We start from the raw sequence: 21,589 nt of genomic DNA, 5'->3' as shown, positions 1-21,589 counted from the left end.
GGCTGCCCGCTACGCCCGGCAAGGCAACTGTGCCTTGCGTGTTGACGATCGTAGCGCTCGGGATACTCCCCTACGTGAGATCAACTTTACCCTAGACTGCGGAGGGAACGTCCATGTGAAGTCCGGTGCCGCCTATGCGTGGCCGGCGGCCTGCATCTGGCGCAGTTCCTTTTTCAGTTCACCCACTTCGTCACGGATCCTGGCTGCCACTTCGAATTGCAGCTCCGCCGCGGCGCCGTGCATCTGCTCCGTCAGCTGTTGGATGAGCCCCACGAGATCTTCCGCCGGTGCGGCAGCCAGTCCGTCCGCCCGGACCATGGTTGCGCCCTTGGCTGCAGCCTTCCCCCGTTTGGCGCCCTTGGCCAGTCGGTTGTTGTTCAGCAGCTCCTGGGTGTCGGCGTCTTCCCTTGCCAGCTGGTCAGTGATGTCCGCAATCTTTTTCCGCAGCGGCATGGGATCCACACCGTTCTCGGTGTTGTAGGCAACCTGGATTTCCCGGCGGCGGTTCGTTTCATCGATCGCCTTGGCCATGGAGTCCGTGATGCGGTCGGCATACATATGGACTTCGCCCGATACGTTTCTCGCGGCACGGCCAATGGTCTGGATCAGGGACGTGGCCGACCGCAGGAAGCCTTCCTTGTCGGCATCGAGGATGCTGACAAGGGAAACCTCGGGAAGGTCGAGGCCCTCCCGGAGCAGGTTAATGCCCACGAGAACGTCGAAACTCCCCATCCGGAGTTCACGGAGCAGCTCGATGCGCCGGAGGGTATCGACGTCCGAGTGCAGGTACTCCACCTTGATGCCGTGCCCCAACAGATAGTCCGTGAGGTCCTCCGCCATGCGTTTGGTCAGTGTGGTGACCAGGACGCGCTCGTTCTTTTCCACACGGTTGCGGATCTCACCGAGAAGGTCATCGATCTGGCCCTTGGTGGGTTTCACCACCACTTCCGGATCGATCAGGCCGGTGGGCCTGATGATCTGCTGGACGAAGCCGTCCGCCTTACCGAGTTCGTACTTGCCCGGGGTGGCCGACAGATAGACGGTCTGGCCCACGCGCTCCAGGAACTCGTCCCATTTGAGCGGCCTGTTATCCATAGCGGACGGCAGGCGGAAGCCGTGGTCGACCAGGGTGCGCTTTCGGGACATGTCGCCTTCATACATGGCACCGATCTGCGGCACGGTGACATGTGATTCGTCAATGACCAAGAGGAAGTCGTCCGGGAAATAGTCGATGAGGCAGTGCGGCGCCGTACCGCCCGCCCGGCCGTCGATGTGGCGTGAATAGTTCTCGATGCCGTTGCAGAAGCCCATCTGCTGCATCATTTCGAGGTCATAGGTGGTGCGCATCCGCAGGCGCTGGGCTTCCACGAGTTTGTTCTGGCCCTCGAGGACGCTGAGGCGCTCCGCGAGTTCGTCTTCGATTGCCTTGATGGCGCGCCCCATCCGCTGGGGACCGGCCACATAGTGCGAAGCAGGGAAGACGTACATTTCCGTTTCATCCCGCAGCACGTCACCTGTCACCGGGTGAAGCGTGGAGATGTTCTCGATCTCGTCCCCGAAGAACTCAATGCGCAGGGCCAGTTCCTCATACATGGGGATGATTTCCACGGTGTCCCCGCGGACGCGGAAGGTGCCGCGGTGGAAGTCCATGTCATTGCGCGTGTATTGCATGGCGACGAACCTCCGGAGGAGATCGTCCCGGTTCATCTGGGCACCGCGGCGGAGCGTCACCATCCCTGCAATGTATTCCTCCGGCGTACCCAGGCCGTAGATGCAGGAAACCGAAGCGACAACAATCACGTCACGGCGGGTCAGCAGGGCATTGGTGGCAGAATGCCGGAGGCGTTCAACTTCCTCGTTGACGGAAGAGTCCTTCTCAATGAAGGTATCCGTCTGCGGGACGTAGGCTTCCGGCTGGTAGTAGTCATAGTAGGAGACGAAGTATTCCACGGCGTTGTTGGGCAGCAACTCACGGAATTCGTTGGCGAGCTGGGCGGCCAGTGTTTTGTTCTGGACCATCACCAGGGTGGGCCGCTGGACCTGTTCGATCAGCCAGGCAGTAGTGGCACTCTTGCCTGTGCCGGTGGCGCCGAGCAGCACCACGTCCTTTTCGCCGTTGTTGATGCGCTCCGTAAGCTCGGCTATGGCCGTTGGCTGGTCACCGGCGGGCTGGAACTCGCTGATGACCTCAAAGGGGGCCACGACACGATTGATTTCCTGGGCAAGGCTCATGAATCTAATGTACCGCCGGCCACGGTCAGTTACTGTCCTGATTGCGCTTCCGCCGGCACCGGCAGGACTATGTACGCCGTCAGGGGAAGTACGACGGCGGTACCCACGCTGTGCGCTGCGCCCACGCTTCCATGGCGGGACCGGCAACCGCCGTGAACCAGCGTTCCTTGGATGCGGCGTAACCGGCGGTGGTGGAATTTTCGGCGTGCCGTGCGGACACGCGGCGCTTCTCCGCAAGGTACTCCCCCAGCGCCGCGGGATCGTCCCGCAGCCAGTCGCGGAAGCACAGGGCGAAGCGCCGGCCTGGAGAATCCGCGGCGCGGACATGGAGGTTGACCGGCCTTCCCGGATCCGCGTTCCCATGCAGCCGTTTTTGCCACAGCTCCGGGTGCGGATGCGGGGGTTTGGGGTCGTCCGCCCAGTTGCCGGGCCACTTCGGAAAGCCTGCCGCTGCCAGCTCAGGGGCGATCCGGTCTGCAGTCTCCAGGTCCACCACAGTCAGCTGCAGGTCGATCACATCCCTGGCGTCCAGCCCCGGCACGGAGGTGGAACCGATGTGATCCACAGCAAGAACAGCATCCGGGGCTGCGGCCTTGAGCCGGGCAGCCAGAAGAGCCGCCTGACGCGGCCAGTCCGGATCTGCGGACGTCAGCACAGGCCCGCCTGCCCGGGGAGCAACGGCGCCTTCCCGGAGGTTTACGGAAAAGGGCTCAAACCGCTGCCGCCACAGGCGGTCCACGGACTCGTGGAGCTCTGCGAGGGTACCGGTGTTCTCCAGCACCGCGTCGGCTGCAGCCAGCCTGTTCTCCCGTGAAGCCTGCGCCGCCATCCGGGACCGCGCCTCGTCCGCCGACATCTTCCGGTGGTCCAGCATGCGCTGTGCGCGGATGTCATCCGGCGCGTCCACGACCAGGACCAGATGGAAGCCGGAGCCTTGGCCGGTCTCCACCAGCAGAGGAATGTCCTGGACCACAATGGCTCCGGCCGGAGCGGCGGCGATCACCGCTGCGGCGCGCTCCCGGACCAGGGGATGGACGATGCCATTCAGCACCGCAAGCCGCTCAGGGTTGTTGAATACCACGGCGCCCAGTCCTGCGCGTTCCAGCCTGCCGGCACTGTCCAGCATGCCTGGTCCGAAGGCCTCCACAATGGCTGTGAGGCCTGCCGTGCCCGGCTCAACCACGTCACGCGCCAGGGCATCCGCGTCGATGAGCAAGGCGCCGAGTTCACGCAACCGCGCAGCCACCACTGACTTGCCTGAGGCGATACCGCCCGTCAATCCGATCTTCAGCACCCCACCAGACTAAACTGAACCGGTGGCTGATGTGGCGGATCCCCGGGAGAGCAGAGCCACGGCTTACACCACGCTCGCGCGCGGTCCCGATTCCCGCCATGAGCTCGAAATCAAACGGTCCAGGTTCATCACGGTTCTGCGCCGCACCGAGGATGAGGAATCCGCCCGTTCGCTGGTTGCCGGTCTTCGCCGTGAGTTCCACGACGCCCGCCACCACTGCTCCGCCTTTGTCCTGGGACCGGACCGGGACGTCCAGCGCTCAAATGACGACGGCGAGCCGTCCGGCACCGCCGGCATCCCCATGCTGGAAGCACTCATCAGACGCGAAACCGTGCCCGGGGTGACGGACCTCAGTGACTTAAGTGCCGTCGTCGTACGCTACTTTGGCGGAATCCTGCTCGGTGCGGGCGGGCTGGTCCGCGCCTATTCCGAATCCGTATCCGCCGCCTTGGATCTGGCGCCCCTGGTGCGGCGAAGCCGACTTCGGATCTGCGCCGTCGAGGTGGATCACGCCGCCGCTGGGCGGCTGGAGAACGACCTCCGGTCAGCCGGATTCGTTATGGCGGAGACCAGCTACGGGGCGCACAACACCATGCTCCGGCTTGCACTGACGGATGATCAGCGTGAGATTGCCGGCGCAGCGGAGCGCCTCGCGTCGATGACGTCGGGACGCGTTGGGCTTCGGCCCGAGGGAACGGAGTGGCTTGATGTCCCGATTGCCTGATGCCGAACAGGGGCCGGGCGCACACCAGCCGCACGTCCGTCTGGCGGATGTCGACGAGAATATGCTGGAGCAGCTGCTTGGACTGGCGCTCCACGACGCGGAACCGGACGAGGTCACTCCCCCGCTGGGGACCGGCGCAGGCTGGAATCCTGAACGCATCGCTTGGTTCCGGGCCTATCACCGCGGGGCTGCCGCAGGGCTTAATGGTCCGGCGCAGGAGAAGAGCTGGGCTGTCCTCAGTGCAGACCAGCTGGCCGGTTCCATCCGCCTCAAACGGGCCGGGCTGCATGTAGTGGGAGCAGGAGACACTGAGGAAGGCGCAATCGCAGTGGAGACGGGCATCTGGCTGGGACGGGGCTTTCGCGGCCAGGGCGTCGGCACTGCGGCCTTGCGGCTGGTCCTCGCTGCAGCGCGGCGGGCCGGAGTGCACAGCGTGGTGGCCAGGACCACCCGAGGAAACCCTGGTGCGCAGCGGATTCTCACCGCAAGCGCCGCGAACTTGGCGTTCGACGGCGACTCGGTCACCGCCGTCGTTGCCCTCACTCCGCCGGACTAGTTCAAAACCGTTCCCAGACAGCCGTGCCGGTTGGGGCAGTTGTGCCGGTTGAGGGTGTCGGGCCGGTCAACAACAAAGCGGGCCCCTGCGAATCGCAGGGGCCCGCTTCAGTCAGCCAAAGGCTGGTGGCAACTAGTTGCCGGTCAGCTTCTCGCGCAGTGCTGCAAGAGCCTCATCCGAGGCGAGCGTGCCGCCACCGGTGTTGGACTCAGCCGCAGCCGGCTCGGAGGAGTAGCTGGTGGTGCCTGAATCGCTCTCACCGGACGTTGCGGCCGCAGCGTCATCGACAGCGTGCTGGGCAACCTGCTTCTTGTGTGCTTCCCAGCGGGTCTGGGCGTCAGCGTACTGCTGCTCCCAGACTGCACGCTGGTTCTCGTAGCCTTCAAGCCACTCGTTGGACTCCGGATCGAAGCCCTCCGGGTACTTGTAGTTGCCCTCTTCGTCGTACTCAGCGGCCATGCCGTAGAGCGCCGGATCGAATTCGGTGCTGTCGGCGTCGACGCCCTCATTAGCCTGCTTGAGGGAAAGGGAGATGCGGCGGCGCTCGAGGTCGATGTCGATGACCTTGACGAACAGCTCGTCGCCAACGGAGACAACCTGCTCAGCCAGCTCAACGTGGCGGACTGCGAGCTCGGAGATGTGGACCAGGCCTTCGATGCCGTCTTCGACGCGGACGAATGCGCCGAACGGAACCAGCTTGGTGACCTTACCCGGAACAACCTGCCCGAGGGCGTGGGTGCGGGCGAAGGTCTGCCACGGATCTTCCTGCGTAGCCTTGAGCGACAGGGAGACGCGCTCGCGGTCCAGATCGACCTCGAGAACCTCCACTGTGACTTCCTGGCCAACTTCGACAACCTCGGACGGGTGGTCGATGTGCTTCCAGGACAGCTCGGAAACGTGAACCAGACCGTCTACGCCGCCCAGGTCCACGAATGCACCGAAGTTGACGATGGAGGAAACGACGCCCGGACGGACCTGGCCCTTTTCCAGCTTGTTGAGGAACGTGGAGCGTACCTCGGACTGGGTCTGCTCGAGCCATGCACGGCGGGAAAGAACAACGTTGTTGCGGTTCTTGTCCAGCTCGATGATCTTGGCTTCGATCTGCTGACCGATGTACGGAGCCAGGTCGCGCACACGGCGCATCTCGACGAGGGATGCGGGCAGGAAGCCGCGCAGACCGATGTCGAGGATAAGACCACCCTTGACAACCTCGATGACGGTACCGGTAACGACACCGTCTTCTTCCTTGACCTTCTCGATGTCGCCCCAGGCGCGCTCGTACTGAGCACGCTTCTTGGAGAGGATCAGGCGGCCTTCTTTGTCTTCCTTGGTGAGCACCAGGGCTTCGACCAGATCGCCAACGGAGACAACGTCTCCGGGATCAACGTCGTGCTTGATGGAAAGCTCGCGGGAGGGGATGACACCTTCGGTCTTGTAACCGATGTCGAGCAGGACTTCGTCGCGGTCGACCTTGACGACGGTACCTTCGACGAGATCCCCGTCGTTGAAGTACTTGATGGTGGCGTCGACTGCTGCGAGGAAGTCCTCAGCGGTACCGATGTCGTTAATCGCGACTACGGGGGTACCGGGCTTCTCGGTGGAGGTGATGGTCATGTAGTAGGGGCTCCGTTGTGGATAGTGAGTCGGTCAGGCAACCGCCGCACACACGAATGAACGCAATATGCGGAACACGGCAAAGCACCGGGTTATCCTGATTTGTGGATTGAAGATCTGTGCACGTAGTACACGCCCGTTTATTCTAGTCGCACTCGCCAACGCCGGTCAAAGCGCCGCAGGACGTCCAGCAGGCAGGACACTGCCCAGCCGGGCAAACGTAATTCCCTGGCCAAGGAGGCGCGGCAATACCTGCGCATATCCGGAGGCTGTACCGCTGCCCGGTTTGTTGAAGTGGGAAATGACAATGTCTCCGGACACGACCCTGCCTACCTCGGCGGCGACTGTGGCCGCATCGAACGTTGCCCCGGCATCGCCGTTCACCGTGAAATTCACAGGCAACAAACCCACGCGGCGGGTGATTGCGGCGGAAACTTCGTCGTAGAAGGCCGTTCCGGGCCGGAAGAACCGCGCCTGGTGTCCGGTGATTTCCTGCAGGACACCCTGGTTTCCCATGAGCTCGTCGTAGACCTGGCCAACATCTGCCGTGCCCGCGATGCCATAGGCGGATTTGCCGTTCACGGACAACGGCCGATGCAGAAAACCATGGTTCGCCAATTCAAAAAGCGGATCGTGAGCCAGTTCGGTGGCCAATGCCCGGTTGACCTGGATCCAGCGTTCATTGACAAAGAGCGTGGCTGCGACGTTGAGCTTGCGCAGCGTGGCCAACAACTGAACGTCGCACCCGGCGCCGCCTGGACCTCCGCACGCATCAAAGGTCAGCGCAACGTGCCGCGCCTGGGACTTGTTGACCACCCCGGTGACGTGCAGCCCCCACTCCTGCGGCCGCCGGGCGGCAAATTCGGCAACGATCTGTTGTTTTGACGGCGGTGCCGGGCGCGAGGGTTCCGCCGTGGGCGTTTCCGCAGGGCCGGTCCTGGACGGAGCCGGAGTGGCCAGATCCACGGGCGTCGGCGTCCTTGAAGGCAGCGGTGTTGCCTCCGACGGCCGGCTTGCCCCGGTTGAAGCGGAACACGCCGTCAGCGCCGCCGACGCAAGGCCGGCTATGCCAAGCAACAGTGAACGGCGGCCGGACAGTACCGGCCCCTGGATTTCCCCCATGGATACCCTTTGATTCAGGCAGTGAACACCCTAGAAGTGGGTCAGGCAGTGGGTGGCGCGCTCAACGGCGAACATGCCCCTTGCCTTGAGCGCCGCGCCCTGCTGATTTTCGCGTATCCGCCCTGCTGCCGCCAGTGTAACGGGGCAGACGGCCCCCAGGTAAATCGATGAGAGTGCAGAAGCGTCCAGAGTCAGTTCTGCTTCGGCCGGATCACAGGGCACGACGGCGGCCTCGCCGCCACTGACTTCCATAGCGAACACTCCTGCGGCAAAGCCCAGCGAGTCATCAATGGCCAGAACCAGCCGGCCATCCGCCGGGTAGTGCCGCGCGGCCAGCGCTTTCTCAACATCCAGAATGCGGAGCCAAAGCATGTCCCGGCCGTCGGAGGAATCCACGCAGCGGGGATCCGCCAGCGCCCACGTCAGCGGATCATCCACGGGGGCGTCGGCCCAGCTGATACGCTCCACCAGGTCAATGGCACCGAGGAACTGCCAGAGCTCCAGGTAACCCTCATTGGTGGAGGCCACCAGATCCACGATTTCCATGGTGTAGGGCTTAATGTCCCAGCCCAGGAATTTGTACGAGACGTAGCCGTCCACATCACCGGCGGGCCCGTAGTGAAGAGCCACCTTGACGGCGTCATCGTGTTTGCCGTCCCGGCCCAGTTCACCGGAAGCAGCAAACCGGTAGTACTCCTGGCGGTCGATGGAACCGGGGGTCAGCCGCTGCACCCTTGCGAATACCTGAGGTGCTACGTCCAGGAGTACTTTCCTGTCGGCAACCTCAACCGTGCCCACAGGCACATGCTCCAGACTGAAGCGGGCGGTGGTATCCACCTTGACCGTGCGTTCAAAACTGGCCACCCCATAGCCGAAGCGTCCATAAATGGAACCTTCCGATGCCGTCAGCGCCGCCATGGCCAGGCCATCCTTGCGGGCCAGCTCAAGGTCTTCGGTCATCATCCGGCGCAGCAGCCCGCGGCGCCGATGGGATGTGCGTACGGTGACGGCAGTGACCAGCCGTGTCTCCAGCTGGCGGCCGAAGCCGATGTTCAGATCCTTGCGAAGCGTGCCGAACGTTGCCACCGGGACGTCTGCCGGCAGCGCATGGGCAGCCAGGTTCCCGGTCTGGTAGGCGCCGGTCAGTACCCGCTGATCCGCCCGGTACATTTCGATGATCTTTTCGACGTGCTCCGGACTCCGTTTGGTGTCGTGGAAGCCGAAGGCCACCGCCTCCACCCAGGTTTCGGTCCCGGAATAACCAGGGTCCCCTTTGGGCACTGCGTTGAACCGCCGGATGTCATAGTCATCATTCAGATTAGCCACGCTCCAGAGCCTAGCCAACTGCTCTGCCACGGCGCCAGCACCAACACGGTCCGGCGCCGGGTAGCCTCAGAGCCGCACCACAGGCTGGCGCAGGCTGGTCTTTCCATACACTGGCTAGTGGCCGGCGTCGTGCCAGCTGGAGCCCACACCGATCTGGACATCCAGTGGCACTGTCAGATCCGCAGCCGCCCCCATCTGCTCCGTCACCAGTTTCTCCACGGCCGCGCGTTCGCCGTTGGCAACTTCGAGCACCAGCTCATCGTGTACCTGCAGCAGTATCCGTGACTTCAGGCCATGCGCGGCCAGCTCGGCAGAAACACCCAGCATGGCCCGCTTGATGATGTCCGCCGCGGAGCCCTGGATGGGCGAGTTCAACGCGATGCGCTCGGCATTTTCCCTAAGCTGCCGGTCTGTGCTTGTCAGATCCGGCAGGTAGCGCCGCCGGCCCTCGATAGTGGATGTGAAGCCGTCGATCCGGGCCTGGTCCACCACACCGCGGAGGTAGTCGCGGACGGCTCCGAACCTGTCGAAGTAGTCCTTCATCAGGGTGCGGGCCTCGTCTACGGAAAGTTCCAGCTGCTTGGACAGTCCGAACGATGTCAGCCCGTACGCAAGGCCGTAGGACATCGCCTTGACCTTGGAACGCATGGCGCTGGTGACCTCTTCCGGCGCAACATGGAATATGTGCGAGCCCACATACCGGTGCAGGTCCTCGCCCTCCTTGTAGGCCTTGATCAGTCCTGCGTCACCGGACAGGTGCGCCATAATGCGCATTTCGATTTGCGAATAGTCAGCGGAAAGCAGGCATTCGTAGCCGTCGCTGACCACAAAGATGCCACGGACGCGGCGGCCTTCCTCACTGCGGACCGGGATGTTCTGCAGGTTCGGGTTGTTGGAGGAAATGCGTCCCGTGGCCGCGACATTCTGGGCGTAGGTGGTGTGGATGCGGCCGTCTTCAGCAACGGACTTCTTGAGCGTCTCCACCATCTGACGCAGCTTGGCCGATTCCCGGTGCGCCATGAGCTGGACCAGGAATTCATGCCCGGTTTTCTCCAGCAGGTTCTTCAGCGAGGCGGCATCCGTCGTGTAGCCGGACTTGATCTTCTTGGTCTTCGGCAGTTGGAGTTCTTCGAAGAGAACGGTCTGCAGCTGCTTGGGTGAACCGAGGTTGACTTCATGCCCGATCGCGGCGAACGCCTGTTCCTGTGCGTTCTCGATCACCTTGGCGAGATCCGCCAGCTGATCGTTCATCCGTTCCATGGACACGGAAATACCGGCCATTTCAAGATCCGCGAGGACGCGGCTGACCGGAAGCTCCAGGGTGGTCAGCAGCTCCTCCGCCTTGCGCTCCCTCAGCTCCGATTCGAAATGCCGGCTCAGCGAATGCACGACGGCGGCCTGCTGGACCAGCGCGCCGGTTGCGGCGGCGTCGTCCTCACCAAAGGCCAGCTCAAGCTGGCCGGTCTTCGCCGCGGCAGCGGAGACACTGATTTTAAGGTGGTGCTGGGCAAGCTCGGCCAGCTCATAGCTGCGCCGGTCGGGCTGAATCAGGTACCCGGAGATTGAGGTGTCGTCCACCACGCCCTCCAGACCAAGTCCACGGGCTGTGAGCCCCTTCAGAGCTGCCTTGAAGCCGTGCATGACCTTGGCCGAATCCGGGTCCACGAGCCACCCGGCCACAGTACTGTCGGCTTCGGCGTCCAGAGCTGTCAAGTCCACGTACGCTGCCGCGTCGTCCCGGACAATCGCCAGGGCCGACGCGTCATCTCCGATGCGGCCAGGCATCAGCTCCACCGCAAGGGCTGAGCGTTTGCCGGCCCCGGCGTCGAGGAATGACTTCAGTTCCGCCTGACCCGTCAGCACCGAGAAGGCCGGCGCATCAATGGATTCTGGTTCCGCGGCCGAAGCGTCGTTTCCGTACAGGGCAAAAAGCCGGGTACGGAGCGTCTTGAACTCAAGGGTGTCGAAGAGTTGCTCCACGGCGTTGTGGTCCGGCCGGGGTTCCTCCAGTTCGTCCAGCGTGACCGGCAATTCAAGGTCACGGAGCAGGTGATTGAGCCGGCGGTTCCGTTTGACAGAGCCGACGTGTTCACGGAGGGAGTCCCCCACCTTTCCGCCGATGGCGTCCAGGTTTTCCAGGATTCCCTCGAGACCACCGTAGAGGTTGATCCACTTTGCGGCGGTTTTGGGGCCCACTCCGGGAACTCCGGGCAGGTTGTCAGCCGTTTCCCCGACCAGCGCCGCGAGGTCCGAATACTGGGGCGGCGTGACGAAGTACTTTTCCTGGATTGCCGCAGCGTCCATCCGTGGGATGTTGCTGACACCTTGTTTCGGATACAGCACAAAAACGTTGTCCGTTATCAGCTGGAAAGCGTCCCGGTCACCGGAGACCAGCAGCACCTCGAATCCGGCGTTGTCAGCCATTGTGGCCAGCGTGGCCAGGATGTCATCGGCTTCGTAGCCCGGCATCTTGATGGTCTTGATGCCCCACGCGCCCATCACCTTGTCAATCAAGTCGATCTGCCCGCTGAACTCGCGCGGAGTCTCGTTCCGGCCGCCTTTGTATTCGGTGTATTCGGCTTTCCTGAATGTGGTTTCGTCCGAGACGTCAAAGGCCACTGCCACGTGCGTGGGCTTCTGTTCCTTGATGAGGTTGATCAGCATCGAGGTGAACCCGTGCACCGCATTGGTGTGCTGACCCGTGGCCGTGGCGAAATTTTCGGCGGGGAGCGCATAAAAGGCGCGGAATGCCATGGAGTGCCCGTCCAGGACCATCAGCCGTGGCTGGCCTGTGAGGGGTACCACAGGCGCTTCTGTCGCGGAAACGGTTGGGCCTGCGGTGGCAGGCGCTTCCTCAGCCGGCATGATCTCGGCTGGGGAAGGGGAAAGGTCCGGTTTGGTAGTTTCGCTCACAGGTGCCAGCCTAGTTCCCATGATGGACAATTTCACGCCGGGCCCGTTCACCGATGAGCTGACGGCTGCCGGGGTTCCGGACGAAATGCACGAATGGCTGGGCCGGCACGGCGTTGGCGCCTTGGTGGTGAAGATGGGAATTACGTTCCTGGAGATGAGCCCGGAACGTGTTGTGGCCACCATGCCTGTTGAAGGCAACACCCAGGTGGCAGGAATCCTGCACGGCGGCGCCCATGTGGTGCTGGCTGAAACGCTGGGCTCATTTGCGGCCGGGATGCACGCCGGGCCGCGGCGGCAGGCTCTCGGGATCGAGGTGGGAGCAACCCATCACCGGGCCATCGCGTCCGGTACCGTGACCGGCACGTGCACAGCGATCCACCTGGGTCGCACGCTGACCACCCACGAAATTGTCATGACTGACGAACGGGGCCGCCGGCTGTCAACGGCGCGCATCACCAACCTGATCCGCGACATCGGTGCCTAAGGTATGGGCCAAGTCGACAGGGCCTAGGACTTCGGGGCCCAGGACCTCGGGGCTGTGTCCGCACCGAAACTGTACCGGAGCTCCACAATCCCCCGCCCCAGTGTCTGCGAGGCGGTCAACTCAAGCGGCGGCGTCGGGCCTTCCATCGGGAGCAGCGGCTTGCCGGTCCCCAGCACCACCGGAATGATCGAGACGATCAGTTCGTCCAGCAGTCCGGCGTCGGCAAACTGGGAGGCGAGGTCTCCGCCGCCCACAACCCACACGTTTTTCCCTCCGGCATCATTCCTGAAGTCCTGGATGAACTCGCGGACGTCCCCGCGCACAAAGGTGATATCCGACCCCGGCGGAGCAGCCAGCTCGTGGTGGGTGAAAATCCAGCAGGGCGTGGCGGGATACGGCCAGCTGCCCGATTCATGGGCCATGATCCAGTTGAAGGTCTCACCGCCCATTACAATGCAGCCGACGTCCTCCATAAAGGATTCGTAGCTTTTCTTGCCGCCGTCAAAGCCGTCAAACTGCAGCAGCCAGGCAAGGTCGTCGTCTGCCGTGGCGATAAACCCGTCGAGTGAAGAAGCCACAAAGTACTGGAGTCTGGACATGGATCAAGCCTAGCCATTTCGACACGGGGTTCCCATAGCCGGTCCGCACATCGGCCGGCGCCGTTGACCCGGCTGCCGAAGCCCATCCGGGTTACGCCGGAGTCACTTGCTGAAGTACGGGATGATCAGATAGAGGCCGAACAACACGGCAGCCCCACAGAGGCCGAAGCAGCCATACGCCAGGGACCGCATCCAGCGCGGGGTGGTCTGTTCCGCGTCCCCGGCGATCGCCGTCAGCCGGACGCCCAGGGAATACAGGACAACCACGGTCAATGCGGAGACCAGCGTGGCCCCGGCCACGGCGATCAGTTCCAACCACTTCATCGCTGCGGCCCCTTCGACTTGTTGGATTTACCCCCGGCAAGGGACTTCTTTTTCCGGAAACGGACGGCGTGTCCGGCTTCCTCGACCTCCACTGCGTTGTGGTGACCGACCTGGGATTTCCGCGAATAGACAAACATGAACACCACGGCGCCGGTTCCGGCCACTGCGGCAATCACCACACCCGCCGCTCCGGTCTTGACCAGCAGCGCGGTCAGCGCGCCCATGATGCCGGCGGCAGGAAGTGTGAAAAGCCAGCCGACGGCGATGCGCCCCGCTGTGCCCCAGCGCACCGAGGTGCCCTTGCGTCCGAGGCCGGAGCCGATGACGGACCCGGAGGCCACCTGCGTGGTGGACAGGGCGAAGCCCAGATGGGACGACGCCAGGATTGCCGACGCGGTGCTGGTTTCCGCCGCGAAGCCCTGCGCAGGCTTGACTTCAGTGAGGCCTGATCCCATGGTGCGGATGATGCGCCACCCGCCGGCGTAGGTGCCCACGGCAATCGCGAGGGCGCAGGCGCCGATGACCCAGAGCTGCGGGCCGGTGCCGGTGCGCTGGGTTCCGGCGGAGATCAGGACCAGGGTGATGATGCCCATTGTCTTTTGTGCGTCGTTGGTTCCGTGGGCAAGTGCCACAAGGCTGGACGTGAAGATCTGTCCGGTGCGGAAGCCGCCGCGCTTCTGCGTGAGTTTGTCTCCGGTTTCCGGGTTGTGCCGGGACGTAAGTGCATACGCAAGCCGGGTGCAGAGGTAGGCCACCAGCCCGGCGATCACCGGTGCAAAGACTGCCGGCAGTATGACCTTTTGAAGCATGGTTTCGAAGTTCACGGAATGGATGCCGATGCCGGCGATTGCGGCGCCGATCAGACCTCCGAAGAGGGCGTGGGACGAGCTGGAAGGGAGACCCTTGAGCCAGGTCAGCATGTTCCACAGAATGGCGCCCATCAGACCGGCAAAGATGATGTCCGGAGTGATCTGGATGCCGTCAGAACCTTCGCGGATGATTCCGCCGGAAATGGTCTTTGCCACTTCCGTGGACAAAAATGCACCCACCAGGTTCAGGACCGCTGCGAGCGTAACTGCCGTCTTCGGCTTGATGGCGCCGGTGGCAATGGGGGTGGCCATCGCGTTCGCGGTGTCATGAAACCCGTTGGTGAAGTCGAAAAATAGTGCCAGCGCTATAACCAGCGCCACCATGAAGGTGATTTCCACCTGTTGCCCAATCTGCAGAGTCGACGTTCAGCAGTTCCATTTCCACTGTCTGCCCTGCAAAGCATAGTTCACCAGGTGTTTGGCTGGAATGACTTGCGGTGTTTACAGGACCGGTTTGAAACCCTATAGATCGTACGCGTCAACCGCATCAGGACAAAACATGGCCGGAGGTGCCCGTCCGGGGCAACCTGAATCCAGCTGTCACGGCCGGCCGCGGCTTCAGCCAGCAGGGAACCACCACTACACCGCTCGACATGGTGGCGGTCAACCGAATGAGCCGATACCACCCGGCCATCGAGGCGCCGAAGCGGATGCGCACATGGTTCCCGGCGCTGACGAATTGGCGGAACTGTGCCACAGCCAGCTCGCAGCCCACTCCAAATACATCCGTGAGCGCCTCGAGGACCTGCCCAAGATCCGCGACCGGGTATGGACGACGCCGGCCTGAAACCTACCCGGCAGCTTCAGCGTGCCTACGCCTACCCGGTACCCAGCATCCGCGCAACTTTCTCCTCCAGTGCGGCAACACTGGCGTCCGGCAGGACAATCAGGCCTTCCAGTTCCCGGCGGGCCCTCTTGTACGCAGTCTGCCGCTCGGCCGGCGTCGCCGCTTCATCTTCGGCTATTCGCAGCAGCTTCCGGGCCGTTGCAAGCCGCCGGCGCTCCACCACTGAGAAGTTGCTGTCCTTGATCCGTCTGGCTTCCCGCTCGGCGACGTCGAAGGCGATCTCGAATCCGTTCACGGCCGCCCGGTAGTTGACCAGCCTGGATCTGGTTGTGATATCGCCCGGGGCGGCCGGGCGCAGTCCATCAGCTTCGCGTTTGGCGCGCAGGAAAGCCACCGTGAGGGGCTCCCGGACATCCGTCATCACCGGAAAGTCGATGAGTTTGCCGACGTCCAGCTCGTAGTCGAGCCAGCGGCGGTTAACGGAGTTGTGGGCCGAAAGCAGAACCTCAACCTCGCCCGCGCTGGACTGTTCCGCCTGATTCTTGAGCTTGTAGAGTTCGATCCGGCGCTGGTGCCTCCGTTCATTTGACTTCGACCATGCCCGCCCCCACCCACCAACAATGCCGCTCAACGGAAAGACCAGCCACCAGTAGTGGCCTATGAAATCAAAAATTGGCTGCACGCCTCCATCGTTGCACCGGGCGCCATTCACCTCAAGGGAAAATGCCGGCGCTGCGCAGCTGCTTCCCTTTCCGGGTACGGGCACGGCGGTATCCTCGATGCGTCATCCGGGGAGAACCCCAATGGCTGCTGAGGAGCTTTGCCGGCGACTGAGCGAAGACGGCGACGGCTCGGCCGCAGCCATCCGAGAACTGACGCCGGGACTGGAGCAGACCGCGGAGCACTTCTCCTCCCCGGGCAGCCAGGCCTCAGCCTTTCAGGCCCGCGGCGCCGTCATCCTTGCGGCAGGGCATCCGGAGGACAGCTGGAAGCCGCGCTGGAACATACCGATGCCGCCTTGCTAGCTATGCGCCCGGGCCTGGGCGTCGGCGGTCTCGGCAACGTATAGGGGGCAACAGGTTCATGCGGGCTGTTGCTGGGCGGATCCCGGCCGTGCACCTGTAATGTTGACCATCCACGCGATGCCGAACTTGTCGGTGCACATTCCGAAGCTGTCACCCCAGGGCGCAACCTCAAGGGGAACTGTGACCGAACCGCTGCCGGAGAGCTGGTCCCAATAGCCGCGGAGCTCGCTGTCGTCCTCGCCGCTGAGCGAGACAGTGAAGGTGTTGCCCGGTTTGAACTCCATGGCATTGGGCGTGTCAGAACCCATCAGCACCATGCCGTTGTCCGTTGTCAGCATCCCGTGCATGATTTTGTCCGCCTCAGCCGGATCCTCACTCGCATGGAAATCGCCGAAGGTGTTGAGGGCAAGTTCGCCGCCGAAGACGGTCTGGTAGAAATTCAACGCCTCCCTGGCGTTGTCCTGGAAGCCAAGGTAAGGGTTGAGCCTAGTGGTCATCACTGTGTCTCCTCCTGTGGTTGTTCAGTCCGGGGCACCGACGGATACGGATGCCTTCCTGGCAGGGACACTACAAATGTTGCCCCACTTTGGGCCGGCTTCATAGGGGGCCAGCGAAACCAATTCCAGCAGCTCATCCACGCGGGTGGCGATGCGCTCCTTGTCCCGACTTTCGCTTGGCCCGGGTATCGCCGGGCGACCTTGACCAGCAGGATGCTGGCTCCGTTAACGCCGTCGGCAGCCACAGACATGGCGGGAGAGGACTTTTCGCGGATTCAGTCCCGGATACCTCGCGGGGTTCTCGGCTGCCCGAGGCCAACCAGAAGGAGATCAAGAACAAGGGCAAGAGCGACGACGCCGACGACGCCGGTCGCAAGAGAATCGAACGAACTTGCAGCACCCGGCCTGGAATGGCCAGAGAAGGTAACGCCGCCCGGACTCTGACCCGCAGAAGTGTGAGAAATCTTCTGCTTTTTCAGAAACGCATGTGCTCAGATGCCTCGGAACGGAGCCGTGAGTGCACAAATCGGCGTCGGGCCGTAGGCTCGTTCCATGGCCAGATACTTCGACGTCCACCCCCAGGATCCACAACCCCGCGCCATCGCCCAGGCTGTGGATCTCGTGCGGTCCGGTGGGCTGATCGTCTACCCCACGGACTCCTGTTATGCGCTGGGGGCACAGCTGGGTAACAAGGACGCCCTGGATCGGATTCGCGCAATCCGACACCTCGACAGCAAGCACCATTTCACGCTGGTATGCAAGGACTTCGCCCAGCTTGGCCAGTTTGTGAACATCGGCAACGACGTGTTCCGCAGCATCAAATCGGTCACGCCCGGCAGCTACACCTTCATTTTGCCCGCCACGAAAGAGGTTCCGCGGCGGCTGCTGCATCCGAAGAAGAAAACGGTGGGCGTGCGCATCCCTGACAACAGGGTTGTCCAGGCGCTGCTGGCCGAGCTGGGCGAACCCCTCCTTTCCAGCACACTTCTGCTGCCGGACCAGGAGGACCCGCTGACGCAGGGCTGGGAAATCAAGGAGAGGCTCGATTACGAGGTGGACGCCGTGATCGATTCCGGCGACTGCGGCTCCGAACCGACAACAGTTGTGGACTTCTCGAACGGCACTGCAGAGATTGTGCGCCGAGGAACAGGCGACCCCTCCCGGTTCGAATAGGAAATGCTCACCCCTCTGGTGCTGCTGGCTGAAGACGTGCGGGCTAGCGATCGGCAGGTTGCTTTGTTGTGAGCCAGGCAAGGTCCAGCGCGGCCCACCTCCGCGGCGCACAAAACCATTCGAACCCAGCTAGTCCGCTCCCGCGACCTCACTGGAGCCGAGGCAAAGGCAACCGTCTCGATTCCGGAGAACTGAGCCGACCGGATTGCAACAGACGCCTGTTAGCCCTTGTTGCGTGCCCGGCTGGGCTGCACCCGCGGGGGTTCACCCGGCATCTTGGGGAAGTCCGGAGGGAAGGGGAGCTCACCAAGACCCCTTGCTACGTCGGCTTCCCACCAACCAAGCAGTGCGTCTATGGTCCCGGGCTCTGAGTGGAAATCAGCCCATGGATTGCCGACGGATCTCAGCCGCCCCGGCACAGTGGCTATGGTGTAGGCCTTCGGATCCGCGTTCCCCAGCTCATCCCAGGTGATAGGGCAGGAAACCTGTGCGTCCTCAAGGGCCCGCGGACTGTAGGCGCCGGCCATGGTCCGGTCACGGTTCGCCTGGTTGAAATCGACAAATATCCGGGTACCGCGCTCCTCTTTCCACCAGGCAGTTGTGATTTTGTCCGGCATCCGCCGCTCGAGCTCGCGGGCGGCAGCGATCACAGCATGACGCACGTCCAGGAACTCGCGGGCGGGTTCGATGGGCGCGAAGACGTGCAGTCCGCGGTTTCCGGAGGTTTTCACGAACGCATTCAGTCCAGCCTCCTCGAGGACAGATTTCAACTCCACGGCTGCAGGGATGGCGTCTTCGAATCCAGTTCCGGGCTGCGGGTCGAGGTCGATCCGTAACTCGTCGGGGTTGTCCGGGTTCCCTGCGCGCGACGGCCACGGGTGAAACACCACCGTGTTCATCTGAACAGCCCACACGGCAGCTGCAGTTTCATCCATGACCAGCTGTGGATGTGACCGGCCGCTGGGATAAACCACAGGTACCGACCGCACAAAGTCCGGGGCGCCCTTCGGCGGATTCTTGGAGAAGAACTGATCGCCGTCAATGTTGTCCGAAAACCGTTGAAGGGACACTGGCCGATCACCGTTGGCTGCAAGGAAGGACTCCCCCACCTCCGAGATGTAGCGGGCAAGATCGAGCTTGGTCAGGCCAAGTTTCGGCCAAAGAATCCTGCTGGCGCTTGATATGCGCATTTCCCGTGGACCATGGGGGCCATCTACGCTGAGATGGGCTTGTTCGCTGGTCATGGGGCAAACTTACCCCGCACAGCTCCTCACGTCAGCCCCCTCCGACCATTGCTTCGCGTCCGCTTCGTCAACGGACCACAAGCTCCCGGAATACGATTGAGTCGCCCGCATCAGCGATGTGACTGTTAGCGGACAATGGCGGTGAATTCGCAGGATGAGTTGGCGGTTTCTGCGTCCGCCCGGCGGAACGCTCTGCGGGACGGAGACTAGGTGCGCGTATCATTTTTGTGCGCCCGCGACGCAAGTCAGTCTATCGAACCCGTTCGGCCCCACTGCGTCATTACGGCGCCGATGTGCTGGGGGGTCAGCATGAACTTCGGCGTCAGCTCCTCCCAACCCGGTTGCTTGACCCGACGACTATAGGCTCCGTGGTCGGCACTCATTTGAAGAGATTCATCGAGGCCGCCGCCGTTGGTGCCCATCAGGCTCACGTGATAGATCCGCAGGGTACCGTCCGCCTCCTGGTGCTTGAACGTCGCCTCAAAGACCTGCCTTTCGTTGGACAGCGCCTCTTCGTGTTCGTCATAGCGGTCATTGATCGCCGCCATCCACGCCTCGAACTCATCTTCCTTGCCCGCGACGATCGGAGCGCGGCTTAGCTCAAGCCGCGGCCCTCCAGGCACCGAGGACGGCATGGGGTGTTCCGGGAAACCCTCTCGTGGTTCCGGGCGAAACGGGGTGAAGGGTTCTCTCTCAGCCATCGCTACATGCTCCATGGCGGGCGACCATTCTGCAACCCCGCCGCGCACCGACTGCGCCGATAATTCCCGCTCCCGATTAGTTCCGCCGCACCCACGCAGACGGCAAGACCGGAATCACCCCGCCGATGGCCGCTTGCCGTATAGCACGGCGGAAAACCCCGCGCAACCGAGGGCCCCTGCCAGCAGCCATGGCGCGCTCCACCAATGGCCGGGCAGCTCCACCCATCCATGCGCGAGCCTGGGAACGCACGCGGCGATACCGACCGCGGCAGCGAATACGAGAGCTGAGCTGACCGAGACTGCCCAGCCAGCGTGCCGTGCCAGCTGCTGCGCTCGAAGACGTGCGGCAAGGAGCACCATGTCAACCACAGCCGCCACGGGCCGCGGCGATTGCCGGCAGAGGTCAGCCATCTCATCCCAGTAGCGGGCACTCCACGAGCGCGGAAACAGAAACCTCAGCATATTCATGACCGCACCACCTTCAAGCGTTCTCTGCCGACGGCGACGATCGCCCCGAGCTGGTCAATGGACTCACGCACCGCGCAGACACCTGAGTCGGTTATCTGGTAAGGGCGGCGCCTGTCCGCACCGGGCACCGCCGTGATGTGTCCGAGTTGCTCCAGACGCGAGATCGCCCCGTACAGCGTTCCGGGTCCGGGCCTGGTCCCGGCCCGTTCTGCGATGTCGCTGGCGATCGCGTAGCCGTGCTGGGGTCCCTCCAGCAGGCTGAGCAGCACCTGCAGAGAAGGTCCTGAGATCGTTTCCGTATGCGTTCCGCACTCTCCTCCACTAGTACGCTGAGCGTACTATGAATCTAGTACGTTCAGGGTACTAAGACAAGGGTTCTCTGGTGGGCAACTCTGGGTGCATGACGACGCACGGAGCTTCAAGCCGTGCTGGCGTTGTTGTGGGCTCTGGGGCCGGCCACCTGCCTCCATGGACAAAAGGGATAAACGCGGCTAAAGCTGTCCATGGGCGCTTCGGTTATCCAGCCAAGGCTCCGTCAGTGACTTGAAAACAATCCCCCGCTCCCCCAGCAACGTGATGATCCCCGCCAGGTCTTCGGTGCTGCGTCCCGGCCGGGTCAGCTCCGTGACCACTAAATGATTGCCCGGCTGCAAATATCTCAAACACTCCTGCCACTGGGGTCGGACCTGCGTCGCTCCGGATGCCTGCTCCATAAACACCTTGAACGCCCCGGTCGCCACCACGGCATCCACCTGGGATTCCATCGTCTGCTCTTTCGTGCTGACCCTGGCATAACAGACGATGATCTGCGCCAAGCCGGGGCCCTCTTCTCTCGCTTGGATGGAGCGCCAAGCACGCACCAAAAATGATGCCTGCACCACCCGCCAACAAGCCGCAGCTCGCCGCCGCAGCCTGAAGCGTAACTAAGCTAGCAGGCTGCCTGAGCGCGAACTGCCAGTGGCCATTACGGTTGGATCGCTTTTCGCTGATGGAACGATCCATGTTTATTGACTCGCTAGCGGCTGCCGCATAGAAACGGGCCAGATGGCTGGAACGGCACATCACCGGTTACCGGATGGGCTCCCCTGCAACGCTGGACCAGACCAGGCATTAGTCCTCTTCAGCCGATGCCCTGCGGGAGGGTCACGGGGCGAGCGTGAACGCAGGGTGCCGGCGAGCCGTCCGCCGTCCACGGCGCGCACGGTGCCTGTGACGAATGAGGAGGCGCCGGAGCACAGCCACAACGCGGCCGCCGCGATCTCCTCGACGCGGCCAACCCGACGGAGCGGCACGGCAGCCGATGCACCGGTCTGCACAGCCTCACCCGCCGCCGCAAGCCGGCCGGTGAGGATCGGGCCCGGCGCGATCGCGTTGACCCGGATGCCGTATGCCGCGTAGTCAAGGGCGGCGACCCGGGTCAGACCGCCGATACCGAACTTGCTGGCCACATAGCCGCTCAGCCCGGCGACTCCCTGTTCGCCCGCGGTCGAGGACATTTTCACGATTGCCGCGCCGTCCGCGGCCTCCCGCATGAGCGGGCCCCCGCCCGCGGCATTGTTGACGGAGGCGTCGAGCCGTCCGAACCGTGACCGGATGCCTGCCTGCCAGCAAGTCACGGACCGAACGCTCGCTCGTCA

23 protein-coding genes are annotated in these 21,589 nt (G+C 63.1%); 6 read left to right on the top strand and 17 right to left on the bottom strand.

What is annotated here, in order from left to right; all coding sequences use genetic code 11:
* Positions 1-132: 132 nt before the first annotated feature.
* Positions 133-2,232, bottom strand: a complete 2,100-nt coding sequence (uvrB, locus tag V3C33_07750; protein XAS69137.1) for an excinuclease ABC subunit UvrB — start codon at positions 2,230-2,232, stop codon at positions 133-135.
* Between the two features lie 79 nt (positions 2,233-2,311).
* Positions 2,312-3,526: a dephospho-CoA kinase gene (coaE, locus tag V3C33_07745; protein ID XAS69136.1), complete on the bottom strand. Its 1,215-nt coding sequence runs from the start codon at positions 3,524-3,526 to the stop codon at positions 2,312-2,314.
* 22 nt (positions 3,527-3,548) lie between these two features.
* Between coaE and V3C33_07740 the strand changes: the two genes are divergently transcribed.
* Together V3C33_07740 and V3C33_07735 are read left to right on the top strand one after the other, a co-directional pair.
* Positions 3,549-4,250, top strand: a complete 702-nt coding sequence (locus V3C33_07740; GenBank protein XAS69135.1) for a YigZ family protein — start codon at positions 3,549-3,551, stop codon at positions 4,248-4,250.
* Positions 4,234-4,806, top strand: coding sequence for a GNAT family N-acetyltransferase (locus V3C33_07735; protein XAS69134.1), 573 nt, complete (start codon positions 4,234-4,236; stop codon positions 4,804-4,806). Before V3C33_07740 ends, V3C33_07735 begins: the two co-directional genes overlap by 17 nt.
* A gap of 132 nt (positions 4,807-4,938) precedes the next feature.
* On the opposite strand, the gene rpsA is transcribed toward V3C33_07735, so the two are convergent.
* The 4 genes from rpsA to polA all read right to left on the bottom strand — a co-directional run bounded on the left by rpsA (position 4,939) and on the right by polA (position 11,622).
* Complete coding sequence (gene rpsA / locus V3C33_07730; protein XAS69133.1) at positions 4,939-6,420, bottom strand: 30S ribosomal protein S1; 1,482 nt, start codon at positions 6,418-6,420, stop codon at positions 4,939-4,941.
* A 168-nt stretch (positions 6,421-6,588) separates the two neighbouring features.
* Positions 6,589-7,542 (bottom strand): polysaccharide deacetylase family protein, encoded by a 954-nt coding sequence (locus V3C33_07725; GenBank protein ID XAS69132.1) that lies wholly within the window; start codon positions 7,540-7,542, stop codon positions 6,589-6,591.
* A 30-nt stretch (positions 7,543-7,572) separates the two neighbouring features.
* Positions 7,573-8,859 (bottom strand): GNAT family N-acetyltransferase, encoded by a 1,287-nt coding sequence (locus V3C33_07720; GenBank protein ID XAS69687.1) that lies wholly within the window; start codon positions 8,857-8,859, stop codon positions 7,573-7,575.
* A gap of 123 nt (positions 8,860-8,982) precedes the next feature.
* Positions 8,983-11,622, bottom strand: coding sequence for a DNA polymerase I (polA, locus tag V3C33_07715; GenBank protein ID XAS69686.1), 2,640 nt, complete (start codon positions 11,620-11,622; stop codon positions 8,983-8,985).
* A gap of 178 nt (positions 11,623-11,800) precedes the next feature.
* Here polA and V3C33_07710 point away from each other — a divergent pair, with 178 nt between their 5' ends.
* Positions 11,801-12,265, top strand: coding sequence for a hotdog fold thioesterase (locus V3C33_07710; protein ID XAS69131.1), 465 nt, complete (start codon positions 11,801-11,803; stop codon positions 12,263-12,265).
* Positions 12,266-12,288: 23 nt separating this feature from the next.
* Here V3C33_07710 and V3C33_07705 read toward each other — a convergent pair whose 3' ends face one another.
* The 3 genes from V3C33_07705 to V3C33_07695 form a co-directional block, all read right to left on the bottom strand.
* Complete coding sequence (locus V3C33_07705; GenBank protein ID XAS69130.1) at positions 12,289-12,864, bottom strand: dihydrofolate reductase family protein; 576 nt, start codon at positions 12,862-12,864, stop codon at positions 12,289-12,291.
* A gap of 102 nt (positions 12,865-12,966) precedes the next feature.
* Positions 12,967-13,188 (bottom strand): hypothetical protein, encoded by a 222-nt coding sequence (locus tag V3C33_07700; GenBank protein XAS69129.1) that lies wholly within the window; start codon positions 13,186-13,188, stop codon positions 12,967-12,969.
* Entirely contained in the window at positions 13,185-14,396 is a 1,212-nt protein-coding gene (locus V3C33_07695) for an inorganic phosphate transporter (protein XAS69128.1), read from the bottom strand. The genes V3C33_07700 and V3C33_07695 overlap by 4 nt, the downstream gene beginning before the upstream one ends.
* Before the next feature lie 319 nt (positions 14,397-14,715).
* On the opposite strand from V3C33_07695, the gene V3C33_07690 reads away from it, so the two are divergent.
* Positions 14,716-14,844 carry a hypothetical protein gene (locus V3C33_07690; GenBank protein ID XAS69833.1) on the top strand — a complete coding sequence of 43 codons (129 nt, stop codon included), beginning with the start codon at positions 14,716-14,718 and terminating at the stop codon, positions 14,842-14,844.
* Positions 14,845-14,875: 31 nt separating this feature from the next.
* On the opposite strand, the gene V3C33_07685 is transcribed toward V3C33_07690, so the two are convergent.
* Positions 14,876-15,526: a hypothetical protein gene (locus V3C33_07685; GenBank protein ID XAS69127.1), complete on the bottom strand. Its 651-nt coding sequence runs from the start codon at positions 15,524-15,526 to the stop codon at positions 14,876-14,878.
* Positions 15,527-15,647: 121 nt separating this feature from the next.
* Between V3C33_07685 and V3C33_07680 the strand changes: the two genes are divergently transcribed.
* Positions 15,648-15,869, top strand: a complete 222-nt coding sequence (locus V3C33_07680) for a hypothetical protein (protein XAS69126.1) — start codon at positions 15,648-15,650, stop codon at positions 15,867-15,869.
* 56 nt (positions 15,870-15,925) lie between these two features.
* On the opposite strand, the gene V3C33_07675 is transcribed toward V3C33_07680, so the two are convergent.
* Positions 15,926-16,366 (bottom strand): VOC family protein, encoded by a 441-nt coding sequence (locus tag V3C33_07675; protein XAS69125.1) that lies wholly within the window; start codon positions 16,364-16,366, stop codon positions 15,926-15,928.
* Between the two features lie 552 nt (positions 16,367-16,918).
* Between V3C33_07675 and V3C33_07670 the strand changes: the two genes are divergently transcribed.
* Complete coding sequence (locus V3C33_07670; protein XAS69124.1) at positions 16,919-17,539, top strand: L-threonylcarbamoyladenylate synthase; 621 nt, start codon at positions 16,919-16,921, stop codon at positions 17,537-17,539.
* A 221-nt stretch (positions 17,540-17,760) separates the two neighbouring features.
* Here the strand turns inward: V3C33_07670 and ligD are convergent, their stop codons facing one another.
* The 6 genes from ligD to V3C33_07640 form a co-directional block, all read right to left on the bottom strand.
* Entirely contained in the window at positions 17,761-18,783 is a 1,023-nt protein-coding gene (gene ligD / locus V3C33_07665) for a non-homologous end-joining DNA ligase (protein ID XAS69123.1), read from the bottom strand.
* Between the two features lie 245 nt (positions 18,784-19,028).
* Entirely contained in the window at positions 19,029-19,484 is a 456-nt protein-coding gene (locus V3C33_07660; GenBank protein ID XAS69122.1) for a DUF6176 family protein, read from the bottom strand.
* Positions 19,485-19,598: 114 nt separating this feature from the next.
* Entirely contained in the window at positions 19,599-19,952 is a 354-nt protein-coding gene (locus V3C33_07655; protein XAS69121.1) for a hypothetical protein, read from the bottom strand.
* On the bottom strand, positions 19,949-20,221 hold the full coding sequence (locus tag V3C33_07650) for a PadR family transcriptional regulator (GenBank protein ID XAS69120.1): 273 nt from the start codon (positions 20,219-20,221) through the stop codon (positions 19,949-19,951). Before V3C33_07650 ends, V3C33_07655 begins: the two co-directional genes overlap by 4 nt.
* 222 nt (positions 20,222-20,443) lie before the next feature.
* Positions 20,444-20,767 carry a recombinase family protein gene (locus V3C33_07645; protein ID XAS69119.1) on the bottom strand — a complete coding sequence of 108 codons (324 nt, stop codon included), beginning with the start codon at positions 20,765-20,767 and terminating at the stop codon, positions 20,444-20,446.
* A gap of 246 nt (positions 20,768-21,013) precedes the next feature.
* On the bottom strand, positions 21,014-21,568 hold the full coding sequence (locus V3C33_07640; protein ID XAS69118.1) for an SDR family oxidoreductase: 555 nt from the start codon (positions 21,566-21,568) through the stop codon (positions 21,014-21,016).
* Positions 21,569-21,589 lie beyond the last annotated feature (21 nt).

The organism is Micrococcaceae bacterium Sec5.7 (assembly GCA_039636785.1).
Classification (GTDB): domain Bacteria; phylum Actinomycetota; class Actinomycetes; order Actinomycetales; family Micrococcaceae; genus Arthrobacter.
The sequence above is the reverse complement of the archived record's forward strand: the minus strand, read 5'-3'. Positions and strand labels throughout refer to the sequence as shown.